Origin of the sequence: Thiohalobacter sp., from assembly GCF_027000115.1 — a bacterium.
GTDB lineage: Bacteria > Pseudomonadota > Gammaproteobacteria > Thiohalobacterales > Thiohalobacteraceae > JALTON01.
The window spans coordinates 1-16,794 of the sequence record NZ_JALTON010000047.1 but is presented as its reverse complement, the minus strand read 5'-3'; the positions used below and the strand labels follow the sequence as shown (position 1 = coordinate 16,794).

Annotated in this window: 13 protein-coding genes; 8 read left to right on the top strand and 5 right to left on the bottom strand. The window is 69.0% G+C overall.

Annotated features, from left to right (window positions below; translation table 11 throughout):
* Positions 1-58 precede the first annotated feature (58 nt).
* The 3 genes from MVF76_RS08490 to glcF are packed head-to-tail and all read left to right on the top strand — an operon-like array spanning position 59 to position 3,806.
* On the top strand, positions 59-1,519 hold the full coding sequence (locus MVF76_RS08490; protein WP_297528380.1) for an FAD-linked oxidase C-terminal domain-containing protein: 1,461 nt from the start codon (positions 59-61) through the stop codon (positions 1,517-1,519).
* Entirely contained in the window at positions 1,519-2,571 is a 1,053-nt protein-coding gene (gene glcE, locus MVF76_RS08485; protein ID WP_297528379.1) for a glycolate oxidase subunit GlcE, read from the top strand. Before MVF76_RS08490 ends, glcE begins: the two co-directional genes overlap by 1 nt.
* Before the next feature lie 2 nt (positions 2,572-2,573).
* The gene (glcF, locus tag MVF76_RS08480; protein ID WP_297528378.1) at positions 2,574-3,806 is read left to right on the top strand and encodes a glycolate oxidase subunit GlcF; all 1,233 of its coding nucleotides are present in this window, start codon (positions 2,574-2,576) and stop codon (positions 3,804-3,806) included.
* A 15-nt stretch (positions 3,807-3,821) separates the two neighbouring features.
* Here glcF and MVF76_RS08475 read toward each other — a convergent pair whose 3' ends face one another.
* Together MVF76_RS08475 and MVF76_RS08470 are read right to left on the bottom strand one after the other, a co-directional pair.
* A complete protein-coding gene (locus MVF76_RS08475; protein WP_297528377.1) occupies positions 3,822-4,157 on the bottom strand; it encodes a PilZ domain-containing protein in 336 nt (111 codons plus the stop codon).
* Positions 4,158-4,235: 78 nt separating this feature from the next.
* Entirely contained in the window at positions 4,236-6,530 is a 2,295-nt protein-coding gene (locus tag MVF76_RS08470) for a DUF1631 domain-containing protein (RefSeq protein ID WP_297528376.1), read from the bottom strand.
* A gap of 294 nt (positions 6,531-6,824) precedes the next feature.
* On the opposite strand from MVF76_RS08470, the gene MVF76_RS08465 reads away from it, so the two are divergent.
* Positions 6,825-7,169 (top strand): iron-containing redox enzyme family protein, encoded by a 345-nt coding sequence (locus MVF76_RS08465; protein WP_297528375.1) that lies wholly within the window; start codon positions 6,825-6,827, stop codon positions 7,167-7,169.
* 194 nt (positions 7,170-7,363) lie between these two features.
* Here the strand turns inward: MVF76_RS08465 and ligA are convergent, their stop codons facing one another.
* The 3 genes from ligA to smc are packed head-to-tail and all read right to left on the bottom strand — an operon-like array spanning position 7,364 to position 13,660.
* Positions 7,364-9,379 carry an NAD-dependent DNA ligase LigA gene (gene ligA / locus MVF76_RS08460; RefSeq protein WP_297528374.1) on the bottom strand — a complete coding sequence of 672 codons (2,016 nt, stop codon included), beginning with the start codon at positions 9,377-9,379 and terminating at the stop codon, positions 7,364-7,366.
* On the bottom strand, positions 9,376-10,107 hold the full coding sequence (locus tag MVF76_RS08455) for a cell division protein ZipA C-terminal FtsZ-binding domain-containing protein (RefSeq protein WP_297528373.1): 732 nt from the start codon (positions 10,105-10,107) through the stop codon (positions 9,376-9,378). Before MVF76_RS08455 ends, ligA begins: the two co-directional genes overlap by 4 nt.
* 49 nt (positions 10,108-10,156) lie before the next feature.
* Positions 10,157-13,660, bottom strand: coding sequence for a chromosome segregation protein SMC (gene smc, locus MVF76_RS08450; RefSeq protein ID WP_297528372.1), 3,504 nt, complete (start codon positions 13,658-13,660; stop codon positions 10,157-10,159).
* A 175-nt stretch (positions 13,661-13,835) separates the two neighbouring features.
* On the opposite strand from smc, the gene queF reads away from it, so the two are divergent.
* From queF to MVF76_RS08430, 4 genes are all read left to right on the top strand, one after another.
* Positions 13,836-14,225, top strand: a complete 390-nt coding sequence (gene queF / locus MVF76_RS08445; RefSeq protein WP_297528371.1) for a preQ(1) synthase — start codon at positions 13,836-13,838, stop codon at positions 14,223-14,225.
* An 11-nt stretch (positions 14,226-14,236) separates the two neighbouring features.
* Entirely contained in the window at positions 14,237-15,517 is a 1,281-nt protein-coding gene (locus MVF76_RS08440; RefSeq protein WP_297528370.1) for an FGGY-family carbohydrate kinase, read from the top strand.
* Positions 15,514-16,251 (top strand): sulfate transporter CysZ, encoded by a 738-nt coding sequence (gene cysZ / locus MVF76_RS08435; protein WP_297528369.1) that lies wholly within the window; start codon positions 15,514-15,516, stop codon positions 16,249-16,251. The genes MVF76_RS08440 and cysZ overlap by 4 nt, the downstream gene beginning before the upstream one ends.
* Positions 16,252-16,511: 260 nt before the next feature.
* The coding region (locus MVF76_RS08430) for an IS110 family transposase (protein ID WP_297528368.1) at positions 16,512-16,794 on the top strand (283 nt) is incomplete at its 3' end.

Sequence of the window (16,794 nt, the reverse complement as noted above, 5' to 3'; positions counted from 1 at the left end):
GTCTTTCACCGCGGCGCTCGTGCTAGAGTAGCGCAGACCAAGCACCGACCCCGAACCCATGCCCGACACCGACCGCGCCCCCCTCATCCGCGATCTCCGCCGCCTGCTGCCGGAGGATGCGCTGCTGTGGCGGGAAGAGGAACTGCGGCCCTACGAGTGCGACGGCCTGTCGGCCTACCGCCGCACCCCTGCCGTGGTTGCCCTGCCGCACACCCCGGAACAGGTGCAGGCAGTCTTGCGCTACTGCCACCGCCAGGGCGTCCCGGTGGTGGCACGCGGCGCCGGCACCGGCCTCTCCGGTGGCGCGCTGCCGGAGGAACAGGGCGTGCTGCTGAGCCTGGCGCGCTTCAACCGCATCCTGGAGATCGACCCGGACAACCGCACGGCGCGCGTCGAGCCGGGCGTGCGCAACCTCGCCATTTCCGAGGCGGCACGGCCGCACGGGCTCTACTATGCCCCCGACCCCTCCTCGCAGATCGCCTGCACCATCGGCGGCAACGTGGCCGAGAACTCGGGCGGCGTGCACTGCCTGAAGTATGGCCTGACCGTGCACAACATCCTTGGGCTCGAGGTGCTGCTGCCGGACGGCGAACGCCTGAGCATCGGCGGCGCGGCACTGGATACCCCGGGCTACGACCTGCTGGCGCTGATGACCGGTTCGGAAGGCATGCTCGGCATTGTCATGGAGGTACGGGTGCGGCTGCTGCCCATTCCCGAGCACGCGCAGGTTCTGCTGGCCGCCTTCGACGACATCGCCCGGGCCGGCCGCGCCGTGGGCGCCATCATCGCCGCCGGCGTCATTCCGGCCGGGCTGGAGATGATGGACCGACTGGCCATTCGGGCCGCCGAGGACTTCGTGCATGCCGGCTACCCGGACTGCGAGGCCATCCTGCTGTGCGAGCTGGATGGCAGCGACGAGGAGGTATCCGAACACCTGATGCAGGTGTGCGCCCTGTTGCAGGACATGGGCGCGATCGAGGTCCGTACCGCGCGTGACGAGGCCGAACGCGCCCGTTTCTGGAAGGGCCGCAAGGCCGCCTTTCCCGCGGTGGGACGGCTGGCACCGGACTACTACTGCATGGACGGCACCATCCCGCGCAAGCGCCTGCCCGAGGTGCTGGCGCGCATCAGCGAACTGTCCGCGGAATACGGCCTGCCGGTCGCCAACGTGTTCCATGCCGGCGACGGCAACCTGCATCCGCTCATCCTCTACGACGCCAACCGGCCCGGCGAGCTGGAACACACCGAGGCCTTCGGCAGCGACATCCTGCGCCTGTGCGTGGAGGTCGGCGGCACCGTGACCGGCGAACACGGCGTGGGCGTGGAGAAGCTGGATGCCATGTGCAGCCAGTTCCCGGCGGCAGAGCTGGCACAGTTCCATGCCGTCAAGGCCGCCTTCGATCCGCAGGGCCTGCTCAATCCCGGAAAGGCCGTGCCCACCCTGCACCGCTGCGCCGAGCTGGGCGCCATGCACGTGCATGCCGGCAAGCTGCCCTTTCCGGAGCTGGAGCGCTTCTGATGAGGGATGCCAGCGAAGCCATCCGCGAGGCCATCGAAACCGCGCGGCGCGAGGGTCAGCCGCTGCACATCCGCGGCGGCGACAGCAAGGCCTTCCTGCTGCCGGAGGCCGGCGAGACACGACTCGACGTCTCCGGCCATCGCGGCATCCTGCACTACGAACCGACGGAACTGGTGGTCACCGCCCGCGCCGGCACGACCCTGGCGGAACTGGAACAGGCGCTGGCCGCAGAGGGCCAGATGCTGCCCTTCGAGCCGCCGCGTTTCAGCGAAGCCGCTACCCTGGGCGGCACCGTGGCCTGCAACCTGTCCGGCCCGCGCCGCCCCCATGCCGGCGCGGTGCGCGACTTCGTGCTCGGCTGCCGCATCATCAACGGCCGCGGCGAACCGCTGCGCTTCGGCGGCGAGGTGATGAAGAACGTCGCCGGCTATGACGTCTCGCGCCTGATGTGCGGTGCCTTCGGCACCCTCGGCGTGCTGCTGGAAGTCTCGCTCAAGGTGCTGCCGCGCCCGGCCGCGGAGATCACGCTGGTGCAGGAACGCGATGCCGCCGATGCCATCCGGCTGATGAACCTGTGGGCCGGCCGGCCACTGCCGCTGTCCGCTGCCTGCCACGACGGCGAACACCTGTTCGTGCGCCTGTCCGGCAGCGAGCGCGGCGTGAGCCAGGCCTCGCGCCAGCTTGGTGGCGAGCCCCTGCCGGACGCGCACGCCGACTTCTGGGAACGGCTGCGCGACCAGCGGCACCCCTTCTTCGATCATCCGGGCGCCCTGTGGCGGCTGTCGGTGCCCCCTGCCACGCCGCCGCTGGACCTGCCCGGGCCGCAGCTGATCGACTGGAGCGGTGCCCAGCGCTGGATCCACTGCCCGCTGCCCGCGCATCAGGTGCGCGCGGTGGCCCGGGCTGCCGGCGGTCACGCCAGCCAGTGGCGCGGCCCCTGCGCGGGGCGGCGCTTGCAGGAACCGGCAGCGGCGCTGCTCACCGTGCACCGCCGGCTCAAGGCCGCCTTCGATCCCGACGGCCTGTTCAACCCCGGCTACCTGTTCGACTGACCATGCAGACCCGCATCAGCCCCCGCCATCGCGACACCCCCGAAGGCCGGACCGCAGATCGCATTCTCCGCAGTTGCGTGCACTGCGGCTTCTGTACCGCGACCTGCCCCACCTACCAGGTGCTGGGCGACGAGCTGGACAGCCCGCGCGGGCGCATCTATCTCATCAAGGAACTGCTGGAAGACGGACCCACGGGCGAGCACACCCGCACCCATCTCGACCGTTGCCTGCTGTGCCGCGCCTGCGAGACCACCTGCCCGTCGGGCGTCGAGTATCATCGCCTGCTCGACATCGGTCGCGGGCTGATGGAACGCGAGCACCCGCGCCCCCCGCGACAACGGCTGCTGCGCCACGCCCTGCGCCTGACCCTCCCCTACCCTGACCGCTTCCGCCTGCTGCTGGGCCTGGGACGCATGCTGTCGCCTCTGCTGCCCGCGCGGCTGCGCCGCAAGCTGCCGCCACGGCAGTCGGCTCCGCCCGCACCCGCACCTGCCGGCACAGCCGGCGGACGGCGCATGCTGGTGCTGGAAGGCTGCGTACAATCCGCCGCCACCCCGGCGACCAATGCCGCTGCGCGCCGGGTGCTGGCCCGGCTCGGGATCGAGCTGGTCACGGTCCCGGGGGCCGGCTGCTGCGGCGCGCTCAGCCATCACCTCGACGCCCCGGACGAGGCCCGCGCCTTCATGCGCCGCAACATCGATGCCTGGTGGCCGGCACTCGAGGCCGGCGCCGAGGCCATCGTGGTCACCGCCAGCGGTTGCGGCAGCGAACTCAAGGAATATGGCGAACTGCTGGCCGATGACCCCGACTACGCCGAGCGTGCGCGCAGGATTGCCCAAGCCACCCGCGATCTCGCCGAGGTGCTGGCCGCGGAAGACCTGTCGGCATTGCGGCTTGACATTGCGGAGGAACGCATCGCGGTCCACGTCCCCTGCAGCCTGCAGCACGGCCAGCAGTTGCCCGATCTGCTGCCCGCACTGATGCAGCGGCTGGGGTTCGATCTCGTGCCGGTGGAGGAAGGCCATCTCTGCTGCGGCTCCGCCGGCAGCTATTCGATCCTGCAGCCGGCGCTGTCGGAAACGCTGGCCGCGCGCAAGATCGACGCCCTCACCGCCCACGGCCCCGACCGCATCGTCACCGCCAACATCGGCTGCCAGCTTCACCTCGCGGCGCAGGGCACCGTGCCGGTCGAGCACTGGATCGAGCGGGTGGCGGAGTGCCTGGAAGAAGGGTGAAACCCGGAAGCCGCCTCAGGCCCGTCCCAGCACCTTGTCGAGAATGGCGGCGGTCTCGTCGGAGATGTCGATGATCTGGTAGCCGGCCCAGAAGTGGCCGGGTTCGTCGGTGGGCTGGCACCAGAGGCTTTCCACGCCGAGTGCCAGTTCGGCGATGCCCTCGCAGGGCTCATTGAGACGGATGCGACACTGGATGACGCGGGCCGGCTCGATGGGCTCGTCCATCAGCAGCATCATGCCCTCCTCGGAGAGGTTCACCAGGCTGCCCAGCACCTTCTCGGTATGCAGGTCCTCGACCACCAGGTCGTGGGCCATCGGCCGCCTTGCGTGGGCGCGTTGTTCGTCGGTCATGATTCCCCCATGGAAGCCGGCATGCTGACCACCGGCCTGTGCGGTTAGCGGCCGCGCCCGATGGATCCTGAAGCGGCCTCAGTCGTCATCCAAACCCCGGCCGAGAAAGCTCATCACGGCATCCAGCGCGCGCTCCAGGAAGGGACGCTTTTCGGGCTCGACGATGCGCGCGCGGCCCGCGACCAGTTCGGCCGCCAGCTCGTCGCACACCCACTCGTCCGCCTTGGTGCCGATGGCATCGACAAACATGAAACGGCCCGAGACCTTGCTGTACCAGGCCAGGCGCAGGCGCCGGACCAGGTGACTGGCGGGATCGGAGAACTCGAACCAGGTGCCGAACTCGAGTTCGCACAGGCGATCCATCTGCGCCGCCACCTCGGGTGCCACGGCCGCCTTGCGCTCCTGGGGTTCGGGTTCGGGCGCGGCCTCCGGATCGGGCCCGTGGCGGGCCTCGGCCACGGATTCGGCGACTGTCTCCGGCTCGGCCAACGCCGCCTCCTGCCAGGCCTCGATCTGCGCCAGCATGCGGGCGTTGTCGCGTCGGCCGTAGGCACTGAGATCGTCCAGTGCCTGGGCGATGGCCAGCCGCAGCTCGGGCAGGCGTTCGCGGCGCTCGGCCTGCCGCTGCGGGTCCGACTCGGGCTCCACGGTTTCGACGATGTCCGCCGCCACGCGCAGGGCCAGCTTCCATGCCGGGCTCTCCTCGCCTTCCGGTTCGCGCAGCAGGATGAACATCAGCTTCTCCGCCCAGACATGGGAGAAGAAGTGAAACATCTCGTCGGTGATGCGGCGTTCCTCGAGCAGCCGCGCCATGCTGGCATGGGCGCGGCGCCGGGCTGCCTTGAGCTTCTCCTGTCCCGCCGCGGCCTCCACTGCGCGCTGCTCGACCTTGTTGGCCTTCTGCTCGATTTCCCTGACCCGCGACTGGAAGGCGGCGAGCAACTCGTCGAACAGCGCCAGGTCATCGTCGAATTCGTCGATCACCCGCTCGACGATCTCGCGCATGCAGGGAAACACGCCGCGCTTGAGGTCGTCGGCGACGATCCAGCGCTCGCCGGCCGTCACCATGGTATCCAGCAGCCTGCGTGCAGGATGGCGCTTCTGCACGAAAAAGGCCTTGTCCAGCAGGGCGACCTTGAGATACGGCGTATGCAGGCGACTGAGCAGGGCCTTGGCGACGTCGGGCAGGTTGGCGTCGCGCAGCATGAACTCGAACAGCATGCCGACCAGGTCGATGACGTCCAGATCCTCGCTGGCCATGCGCTTGCGATCGACATGCTCGTAGATGCGCTCGCGCTCCTCGTCCAGCATCTCCTGCAGCCGCGCCAGCAACTGCTCGTCGACCGTCAGTTCCTCGAAGTATGCCTCGGTTGCCGGGTGGGCACCGGCCTGCCCCTGTACCGTCGACAGGGCGCCGACCAGTCGCTCGCGGGCCAGCCCCGCGACCTGGGCGCTGGGCTCGTTGCGGAACTGGCCTTCGCCTCCGCCTCCGCGCCGGCCGGCGAGCAGGCCACGCAGGCGCTGGAAACGTGCCACTTCGGTGCCGTCCGCCCCCGGGATGCCTTCGACCGAGGACGCCGCTGCCGTGGCGCGCGTCCCGCCATCTGGCGAGGTCCCGCCTTCCGTGCCGGGCGCAGGCTCTGCCGCCTCCGCCCCGCCGCCGGCAGCGGGCCGGGCACGACTGGGATTCTTGCGTACCTCATAGGAAAGGTTGGGCAGGATGCCGGCATTGATCATGCGCCGGTTGTATTCGTCGAGATAGGGCTTGAGCTCGCGCATCACGTGGCGGTCGAAGGACACGAACAGCATCAGCCGCACGGGCTTCTGCACTCGCAGGTCACCCAGCGAGCGGGCGAAGGCCTCGGCCAGGCGGTAGGGCCCGCCGGGCCACTGCTCGGGCGGCAGCTTGACGCCGCCGTTGACGATGGCGAGGCGCTGGTTGAGGCCGTAGAGTTCCTCGATGTAGGTGGTGCTGGCCCGGCCGACGATGTTCTGGATGGGCAGGGCCCAGTCCATGTCCGCCTTGTCGACCAGCGACAGCTTGTCGGCGCTGACGTGCTCCAGATCGACATTGCCTATCGGTTCCAGCTCGCCTTCCAGAAACTGGCGAAAGCCTTCGTCGACTTCCTTGAGGAAGCGCTGCAGGATCTGCTGGCGGTCACGCTTGATGGTGTTCATCACAGCAAAGTATTCCGCCTGCAGTTCGTTGTTCTCGGCCCGGTCCGCGGCCTCCAGCATCCCGACCTCGATGTTCTCCAGCAGACGCGCGAACAGCGGGCCGAGATGCGAGGGGGTCATCTTGCGGCAGGCCTCCATGAGGCTGCGGAAGCGCGGCGCCACGGCCGGCGAGCGGTTTTCCTGCGAGGCTGTCATCTTCTGTGCTGCCTTCCCCTGGTTGATGGATTCCCTGTGGACGGGCCCTGTGCCGGACCCTATCCTCGGGCGCGGATAACCCCGGGCTACAAGAGGTTACAGTAGCCGATCCGGCGCCAGGATGCTAAGTGGCGCGGCCACTGTCACACCGGGTTCAAGGTCACGGAGTCCGCATGTCCCGCGCCGAAACCTTCATGCAAGCGCTGGAAAGGGAAATTCTCGCCCATCCCTGCCTGCACGCGCCCTTTGTCCTGCGGCCGGCTGATCCCTGAACTTGAGCTCTATGTCAGTCACATGACACGCCTGACACAGTCGGGCGACTGGCTGGCCGCCGCCGCGGCCGTGGGCATCGCCAGCGAATGGCCCATACCCTACCTGTATACGGAACTGCTCAAGGGCCTGCGCACCATCCCCGGCATCACCGAGGCCGATCTCGAACTCTTCTCCAGCCACGTGGGCCTCGACGAGGAACACTCGGCCATGATGCGCGAGGCCCTTGCCCGCCACGCCGAAACCGAGGCTGGCCAGGCCCGCATCCGCGAGGGCGTGCGCCTCAATCTGGACGCGCGACTGGTGTTCCACCGGGGGCTCTTCCGGGCCGTGTTCGAACAGGACGACGCCGGAGAGGCGGTGGCCTGACTTGCAAAGGCCGCGCGGGCGCCTGGGACACCGGGGCAAAGTGCGGACTCAGTTCTCAGGATGGGCAAAGGAGCGCAGCGACGTGCCCATCAGCATCCCGTGACCGTCACGATGGGCACGGCCCTTCGGGCCTTTGCCCATCCTACCCGGTCCGCCACGGTCAGACAGAACGCGTTCAGAGACTTATGAGACTCCTAATAACGGGCGAGGAGTTCCAGGAAAGCATCCTCGTCGAGAACGGGTACACCCAGGGCCTCGGCCTTCGCCAGCTTGGAACCGGGGTCGGCGCCGACCACCACATGGCTGGTCTTGCGTGACACGCTGCCGCTCACCTTGGCACCCAGCGCCTCCAGCCGTTCCTTCGCTTCGTCACGGGTCATCGACGACAGGGTGCCGGTGAGCACGAAGGTCTGCCCCGCCAGCGGCCCCTCACCCGCGGCGCGCCTGACCCGTGGCCAGTGCACGCCGGCCTCGCGCAGGCGCTCGATGACCTCGCGATTGTGCTTCTGGTGGAAGAAGGTGACGATGTGCCGCGCCACCACCGGGCCGATGTCCGGCAGCGCCTCCAGTTCCTCCTCGCTAGCGGCCATGATGGGATCGAGATCGCCGTAGTGATTGGCCAGGGTCCTGGCCGTGGCCTCGCCCACCTCGCGAATACCCAGTGCAAACAGGAACCGGGCCAGCGTGGTCTTCTTGCTGGCCTCGATGGCCCGCACCAGATTCTCGGCGGACTTTTGCCCCATGCGCTCCAGTCCGGCCAGGGTCTCGACATCCAGCCGGTAGAGATCGGCGACGTTCTCCACCAGCCCGCGGTCGACGAGCTGGTCGACGAGCTTGTCGCCCAGGCCTTCGATGTCCATGGCCCGGCGCGAGGCGAAGTGCTTGATCGCCTCCTTGCGCTGCGCGGGACAGTAGAGCCCGCCGCTGCAGCGTGCGATGGCCTCGCCCTCGGCACGCACGATCTCCGAGCCGCACACCGGGCAGCGCTTCGGCATCACGAAGCGGCGGGCATTCTTCGGCCGGCGGGACTTGACCACGCCGACCACCTCGGGGATGACGTCACCGGCACGACGCACGATGACCCAGTCGCCGATGCGGATGTCCTTGCGGCGAATCTCGTCCTCGTTGTGCAGGGTGGCGCTGCTCACGGTCACGCCGCCGACGAACACCGGCTCCAGCTTCGCCACCGGGGTGATGGCCCCGGTGCGGCCGACCTGTACCTCGATGTCGATCAGCCGCGTCATCTCCTCCTGGGCAGGGAACTTGCGCGCGATCGCCCAGCGCGGCGCGCGGGCCACGTAGCCGAGCAGTTCCTGCTGGTCGAGGCGATCGACCTTGAACACCACGCCGTCGATGTCGAAGGGCAGCTTCGGTCGCTTCTCCTCCATCTCCCGGTAGTAGGCCTGGCAGCCCGCCAGCCCCTTGACCCGGCGAATGCCCTTGTAGACCGGCTGCCCCCAGTGGCGCAGGCGTTCCATGATCTCGGTGTGCCGGCCGGGCAGGCGGCCACCTTCGACCAGGCCCACGCCATAGCTGTAGAAGGACAGCGGCCGCGAGGCGGTGATGCGCGGATCGAGCTGGCGCAGCGAGCCGGCGGCGGCATTGCGGGGATTGGCGAAGGGCTTCTGGCCGGCGGCCTCCTGTGCCCGGTTCAGGGCCTCGAAGCCGGCATGGGACATGTAGACCTCGCCGCGCACCTCGAGACGGGAGGGATAGCCCTTGCCGCGGAGGCGCAACGGGATGGCGCGGATGGTGCGCACGTTCTGGGTGACGTCCTCGCCCACGGTGCCATCACCGCGGGTCGCCCCCCGCACCAGCACCCCTTCCTCGTAGAGCAGGCTGACCGCCAGCCCGTCCAGCTTGGGCTCGGCGGCATAATCCACCTCGTCCACGCCCAGACGCTCCCGCACCCGGCGGTCGAACTCGGCCAGCTCCTCGTCGCTGAAGGCGTTGTCCAGCGACAGCATGGGCACCGCATAGCGCACCTCGCCGAAGGCCTTGACCGGCTCGGCGCCCACGCGCTGGGTCGGCGAGTCGGGCGTGACCAGCTCGGGATACCTGGCCTCCAACGCCTGCAGCTCGCGCAGCAGGCGGTCGTACTCGGCGTCCGGTATCTCCGGCGCATCGAGCACGTAGTAGAGGTAGTTGTGGTGATTGATGAGTTCGCGCAGCTCCGCCGCCCGGCGCGCTACGGACTTGGGAATCTTCATGAAGTCAGGCCGTCAACCTGTTGTCTTAGCGCATATTGCGCAATTTCTTCCCGCAGTGCATCCAGGCGCTGGGCACTGAGTGGGTTGCGGGCGTCGTCGCGCAGTTCGCCGCCGAGGCGTCCAGCCAGGGCCTGGGCCGTGGACGCCAGGGCCTCGAACGCCTCGACCGGGGCGACCGGCCCGGGCAACTGCAGGAACAGTGCCAGGCCCGGGAGGGATTCGGACGCCAGCCGTTCGGGCTCCAGCGTACCGGGCTCGACCAGGCCGGCCACGCTGAACACCGCCCGGGGCAGACGCCCCGGCGCCAGCCGGTGGTAGATGGACATCTCGCCGAAGCTCAGGCCCTCGGCCTCCAGCGCCGCCTGCACCGCTTCACCCGCGAAGGGGGCACCGCGCGGGGCGACCAGGTAGAGGGTGACTACCCGTTCCTCTTCCAGGCCCAGCGGCTGCTGGATGGGCTCACGGCGGGCCTGCTCCTCGGCCAGCAGGTCGCCTAGGGCCTCTAGTTCGTCGCGCACCGTCTCGACCCTGTCACCGGCCTCGGGGGCGGGCACCGGCGCCGGGGTCCCGGGTTCGGGCGAGGACGACGGGGATTCGGGCGCCTCGGCGCGAACCTTCGGCTCGCGGCGGGTCACCGGCGGCTCGGTCTCGCTGCGCCGGCTCCACCAGTAGACCGCCGCCACGAACACCGCGCCGACACCCAGCAGAATCCATCGCAGTGTATCCATCCGGTCGGGACTCCTGGAAAGGACCGGGCCGTCGTGGCCGGCCGCCTGCCTACATGGCCGCCATCCTGGCCGCCTCGTCGATGTCCACGGCCACCAGCCGGGACACGCCGGGCTCGTGCATGGTCACGCCGGTGAGCTGGTTGGCCAGTTCCATGGTGATCTTGTTGTGGGTGATGAAGATGAACTGCACCCGCTCCGACATCTCCCGCACCAGGTCGCAGAAGCGCCCGACGTTGGCATCGTCCAGCGGCGCATCCACCTCGTCGAGCATGCAGAAGGGCGAGGGATTGAGCTCGAAGATGGCAAACACCAGGGCGACAGCGGTCAGCGCCTTTTCCCCGCCCGAGAGCAGGTGGATGGTGCTGTTGCGCTTGCCGGGCGGGCGCGCCATCACCGCCACGCCGGTGTCCAGCAGGTCCTCGCCGGTCAGTTCCAGGTAGGCGTGACCGCCGCCGAACAGGCGCGGGAACATGCGCTGCAGGCCGGCATTGACCTTGTCGAAGGTCTCCTTGAAACGGGTGCGGGTCTCGCGGTCGATCTTGCGGATGGCATCCTCGAGGGTCTCCAGCGCCTCGGTGAGATCGGCGTGCTGGGCATCCAGATAGCGCTTGCGCTCGGACTCTTCCTCGAACTCCTCGATGGCCGCCAGGTTGATGGGACCGAGCCGCTGGATGCGCCGCTCCATGTCCTCCACCTCGCGCTCCCAGACCGCAAGATCGGCATCCTCGGGCAACGCGTTCTGCAGTGCCTCCAGTTCGAAGCCGGTCTCCGCCAGCTGCTCGATCAGGGTGTCGGCCCGGACCTTGATCTCCTGCCAGGCCATGCGCGCCTGCGACAACTGCTCGCGCTGGTCCTGCACCTCGCGCTCGGCCGCCGCCCGCTTCTGCTCCTGCTCGCGCAGCTCGTGCTCGATGGCCTCCAGTCGCCGCCGCGCCTCGGCCAGATCGGTTTCCACTGCGCTGCGCTTCTCCAGCAGCGCGGCCAGCTCCGCCTCCTGTTCGGCCAGCGGGGCCTCGCCGCCGGCCAGGGCCTCGCGCAGCTCCTCGCGGCGCTGGCGCAGGTGGACCTGCTGGCCCTGCATGCGCTCCAGGTTTTCGCGGGTGCTGGCCTGGGCGGTGCGCATGGATTCGATCTGGACATCCAGACCGTGGGCCGCGTCGCGGTCGGCCTGCGCCTGGGCCCGGGCGGCCTCCAGCCGGGCGCGCAGTTCCTCGCGCTCGGCCTCGCGGCGGGTGCGCTCCTCGGCCAGGGTTTCCATGGCCGCCAGCGCCTCGTGCAGCCGGCGCCGCGCCGATTCGTGTTCCTCGCCGGCACGGCTGCGCTGCTCCTCGAGTTCGGCGGCTTCCCGCGCCAGACCCTCGAGCCGGTTGCGGGCCTGCTCCAGCCGTGATCGGCGGGCGTCCAGCCGCGACCTCACCTCGCTGTGATCGCGATGCGCCTGGTTGACCTGTGCCTGCACCTGGTCGCGTTCGGCCTCGGCCTCGGCCAGCCGTTCGCGGGCAGACTCCAGTGCCGCGGAGAGCGTTTCGATTTGCCGAGAAATCTCTTGCGAAGACTTCTCCAGCTCATTGATTTCCTTTTCTCTTTGCAGGACGCCGGAACGGGCGTCCTGGGTGCGGCTGATGCGCACCCAGGCCGGCGACAGCCAGACCCCGTCACGGGTGACGACGGATTCGTGCGGCGCCAGCCGGGCACGCAGGGCCAGTGCCTCGTCGAGCGATTCGGCGACATGAATGCCGGAGAGCACGGCGCCCAGATCGAACGGGGCGCGGACCTTGTCCAGCAGCGGCGATGCCCCCGCCCCGGCGCCGCCGGCGGCGCGGCGCTCGATCAGCGCCACCCGGCCCGTGTCCAGTCCGGCCAGCGCCGGCGCGACTGCGGCCAGGTCGTCCACACAGACGGCCTCGAGGGTATCCCCCAGCACCGTCTCCACGGCGCACTCCCAGCCGTCGGCGACCTCGATCTCCTGTGCCAGCCGCGGCGCGTCGGCCAGGCCCTGGCTGTTGAGCCAGCCCTGCACCAGGCCGTCGTCCTCGCCCAGCGCCGCCCGCTGCAGGGCCTCCAGCGATACCAGCCGCGCACGCGCCTCGCGGAAGGCATTGCGGGCGTCGTCGAGTTCGGCGGACTGCTGCTGCACCTGCTCGCGCAACCCGGCGATGCGGCCACGCACCGTCTCCAGCTTCGCTTCCAGCGCCGTCGCCTGCTCGGCGCGCCGCGCCGCCTCGGCCTCCAGTTCGCCGATCTCGGCCTCCAGCGCCTCGCTATTCAGTCGCTCGCGCTCCTCGGCGATGCGCTCCAGCCGCTGGGCGATCTGCATCTGCTGGCGCTCCAGGTGATCGATGCGGGTGCGCTCGACCTCGGCGGTCCGCTGCGGTTCCTGCGCGCGGCGATTGAAGTCCTCCCAGTCCTGCTGCCAGGCGGCCATCGCCTGCTCGGCCTCGGCCAGCGCCGCCTGCGAGGCCTCCGCCCGGCCACGCAGGGATTCCAGCTCGGGCAGCCGCAGCGCGAGCTGGGCGGCCAGTTCCTCCAGCCGCTGCCCGTCCACACTGATGTGGGCCTCGATCTCGTTCCAGGCCTGCTCGGCCTTGCCCAGCTCCTGCGCCTGGCGCTGGCGGGTTTCGCGGGCATGCTGGATGGCCTGCTCGATGCGCGCGATCTCGGCCCCCAGGCCGTAGTAGCGGCCCTGCACCTCGTTGAAGGCGTCGTTGGCCTCGGCCTGGGCCGCGCGCGACTTCTCGATCGCCGCCTCCAGCGCCCGCTGGTCGGCGATCACCGCCTCCAGCGCGGTCTGGCGCCGGGCGATGTCCTGCTCGCGGGCGGCGATGTCGGCATGCAGCGCACGATGGCGCAGGGCGATCAGCTCGGCCTTGAGCCGGCGTTCCTGCTGCTTCAGTTCCTTGTAACGCTCGGCGGTGCGGGCCTGGCGCTGCAGCTTGTCGAGCTGTTTCTCGATTTCTTCCCGCAGGTCATTGAGACGATCCAGATTTTCCCGCGTGTGCCGAATGCGGTTCTCGGTCTCCCGACGGCGTTCCTTGTACTTGGAAATGCCCGCGGCCTCCTCCAGGAACACGCGCAGTTCCTCGGGCTTGGCCTCAATGAGACGCGAGATCATGCCCTGCTCGATGATCGAATAGCTGCGCGGGCCGAGACCGGTGCCGAGGAAGATATCGGTGATGTCGCGGCGTCGGCACCGGGTACCGTTGAGGAAATACTGCGACTGGCCGTCGCGCGTCACCTGACGCTTGATGGAAATCTCGTTGTAATGGGCATACTGCCCGGTGAGCTTGCCGTCGCTGTTGTCGAACACCAGCTCGACGCTGGCCTGGCCGACCGGCTTGCGGGTGTTGGAGCCGTTGAAGATGACGTCGGCCATGGAGTCGCCGCGCAGGTGCTTGGCGGAACTCTCGCCCATGACCCAGCGCACGGCGTCGATGGTGTTCGACTTGCCGCAGCCGTTCGGGCCGACGATGCCGACCAGGTTGCTGGGAATGGGGATGGTGGTCGGATCGACGAAGGACTTGAAGCCGGCGAGCTTGAGCTTGGTGAGGCGCATGGGGCGCGAAGATACAAGATGCATCCGGGTCGAACAAGGATTGACAGCAACCCTGAAAGCGGGATCGCCGCCCGTCGCTCGCAACGAGCTCGAACACGCCCGAGAAACCGGCGCAACCCCCCTGTTTTCACTGGTTTACTTGTATCTTGCATCATGAATCCTGTATCTTGGCCGGATGAGCACCCGCCCTTCCCGTTCCCTGGAAACCTTCGACAATCCGAACCCCGAGCGCGACTACAGCATCCGCATCCGGGTGCCGGAATTCACCTGCCTGTGCCCGAAGACCGGCCAGCCCGACTTCGCCACCCTGCACATCGAGTACGTGCCGGACCGGCTGTGCGTGGAACTGAAGTCGCTGAAGCTGTACGTCTGGTCCTTCCGCGAGGAAGGGGCCTTCCATGAAGCGGTGACCAACCGCATCCTCGCCGATCTGGTCGCCGCCTGCGCCCCGCGCTTCATGCGACTGACCGCGGATTTCAACGTCCGCGGCGGCATCTACACCACGGTGGTGGCCGAGCATCGGGCGCCGGACTGGACGCCGCCGCCACCCGTCACCCTGCCCTGAGGGATCGCGCCATGGGACTCTGCCTCGGACTCGACTTTGGCACTTCCGGGGTACGCGGCATCGTCATCGAGGACGACCGGCCGGTGGGTCGTGCCGAGGCACCGCTGCCGCCCTCCCATGTCGTGGACAACCGGGTGACCCAGAAGCCAGCAGACTGGTGGGACGCGCTGGACGCGGTGATGCAGGCACTGGGACCGGACCTCCTTGGCCATGTCGCCGCCCTCTCGGTCGATGGCACCGCGGGCACCCTGCTGCTGGCCGACGAATCCGGCCAGCCGCTGACCCCGGCGCGGATGTACAACGACAGCGCCGCCCGCGACGCCGCGGCCCGTATCGCCGCACTGGCGCCTGACAGCCCGGCCGCCACGCCCACCTCCAGCCTGGCCCGCCTGCTCGACCTGGCGGCGGAAATGCCCGACGCCCGCCACGCCCTGCACCAGACCGACTGGATCCTGGGACGTCTCAGCGGCCGCTACGGCATCACCGACGCCCACCACGCCCTCAAGCTCGGCTGGGATCCGCTGGCCGGTACCTGGCCCGAGTGGCTGGAAGCCCTGCCGGAGGCACGCCCCCTGCTGCCCGAGGTGGTCGAGCCCGGCACCCTGCTGGGGACGGTGGGCGCCATGCTGGCCGAGCGCTGGGGACTGCCGGAAACGGCCCGGGTGTTCGTGGGCACCACCGACAGCACCGCGGCGGTCATCGCCACCGGCGCCCACCGGCCCGGTGATGCCGTGACCGTGCTCGGCAGCACGCTGGTCATGAAGCTGCTGTCCCCCGAGCCCCTGTTCGCCCCGGAACTGGGCGTCTACAGCCACCGGCTGGGGGACGTCTGGCTGGCCGGCGGCGCCTCCAACGCCGGCGGCGCCGTGCTGCAGGCATTCTTTACCGATGCCGAAATGGAGGCGCTGACCCCTCGCCTGCACCCCTCGCGCGGCGTCTGCCTCGACTACTACCCGCTGCGCGCACCGGGCGAACGCTTCCCGATTCCCGATCCCGACCTGTCGCCCCGCCTGACCCCGCGCCCGAAGGACGACGCGCGCTTCTTCCAGGGGCTGCTGGAAGGCCTGGCACGCATCGAGCGCCTCGGCTATCGCCGCCTCACCGAACTGGGCGCGCCCTGGCCGAAGCGGGTGATCAGCCTCGGCGGCGGTGCACGCAATCCCGCATGGCTGGCCATCCGCGAGCGCATCCTCGGCATCCCGGTGGAACGCGCGGCCCACAACGACGCCGCCTTCGGCACCGCCCGCCTCGCCTGTCGCGCCCTGGTCGCGCTCGAGGAAGCCGCGGCATGAAGTCCTTTCTCCGCGGCTGGGGACACGTGCTGGCGGGTCTGCGGCTGATTCGCCAGCCGCGCCTGCGCCGCTTCGTGCTCATCCCGCTGGCCGTCAACCTGCTGGTCTTCGGCGGGCTGATCGGCTACGCCTGGCACGCCTTCGATGCGCTGATGACGCAGCTCCTCGGCTGGCTGCCGGACTGGCTGGACTGGCTGCAGTACCTGCTGTGGCCGCTGTTCGCGGGCGCCGTGCTGCTGGTGGTGTTCTATGGCTTCTCGGTGCTCGCCAACCTGATTGCCGCACCCTTCAACGGGGTGCTGGCCGAGGCGGTGGAACGCCACCTCACCGGCCAGTCTCTGGAAGATACCGGCGGCTGGAAGCAGATCCTCGCCGACATCCTGCCCAGTATCTGGGCGGAGGTGCAGAAGCTCGGCTATTTCCTGCTCTGGGCGATTCCGTTCGGGCTCGCCTTCCTGATCCCCGGCCTCAACCTGGCCGCCCCGGCACTCTGGCTGGCGTTCAGTGCCTGGATGCTGGCGCTGGAGTACCTCGACTACCCGATGGCCAACCACCGCCTGCTGTTCGGCGTGCAGCGCCGGACACTGCACCGGCACCGCATGCTGGGGCTGGGCTTCGGCAGCGGCCTGCTGCTGCTGACCATGATCCCCGTCGTCAACTTCATCGCCATGCCGGCCGGCGTGGCGGGCGCGACCTCGCTGTGGGTACGCGAGCTGCGTGGGAGTGAGGGGTGAGGGATCAGGCGTCAGAATGCCATCATCCGTCTCCTCACGCCTCACCCACAGCAGGTAGCCCGGATGCAGGCCACAGGCCGGAATCCGGGATTCATGGCACCGCTTTCCCCGATTTCGCTGCGTTTCATCCGGGCGACTTCAGTGGAAACACGGATGCCGCCCGGATTGCCGTAATGGTATGGACTCCCCCTCCCCCTAAACGGCATCGATGTGCCAGATTGGTAGTGATTAAGTCCAATCGAACAGAGGAGGAAGAGTCCATGAGCGAGATTAACCGAGTTGGCGTAGATTTGGCAAAGAAAGTGTTCGAGGTCTGTGGTGTGGATGCGCAGGGCGAGGTGGTGCTGCGGCGTCGGTTGACCCGGGGGCGGTTTCTGAAGTTTTTTGCGAAGTTGCCCCCTTGTCTGGTGGGCATAGAGGCCTGTGGCGGGGCGCACCACTGGGCCCGGCAGCTGCAGAAGCTGGGGCATGAGGCTCGGCTGATGGCGCCCCAGTACGTGCGGCCCTACCGGAAGCGGGACAAGAACGACCGCACGGATGCCG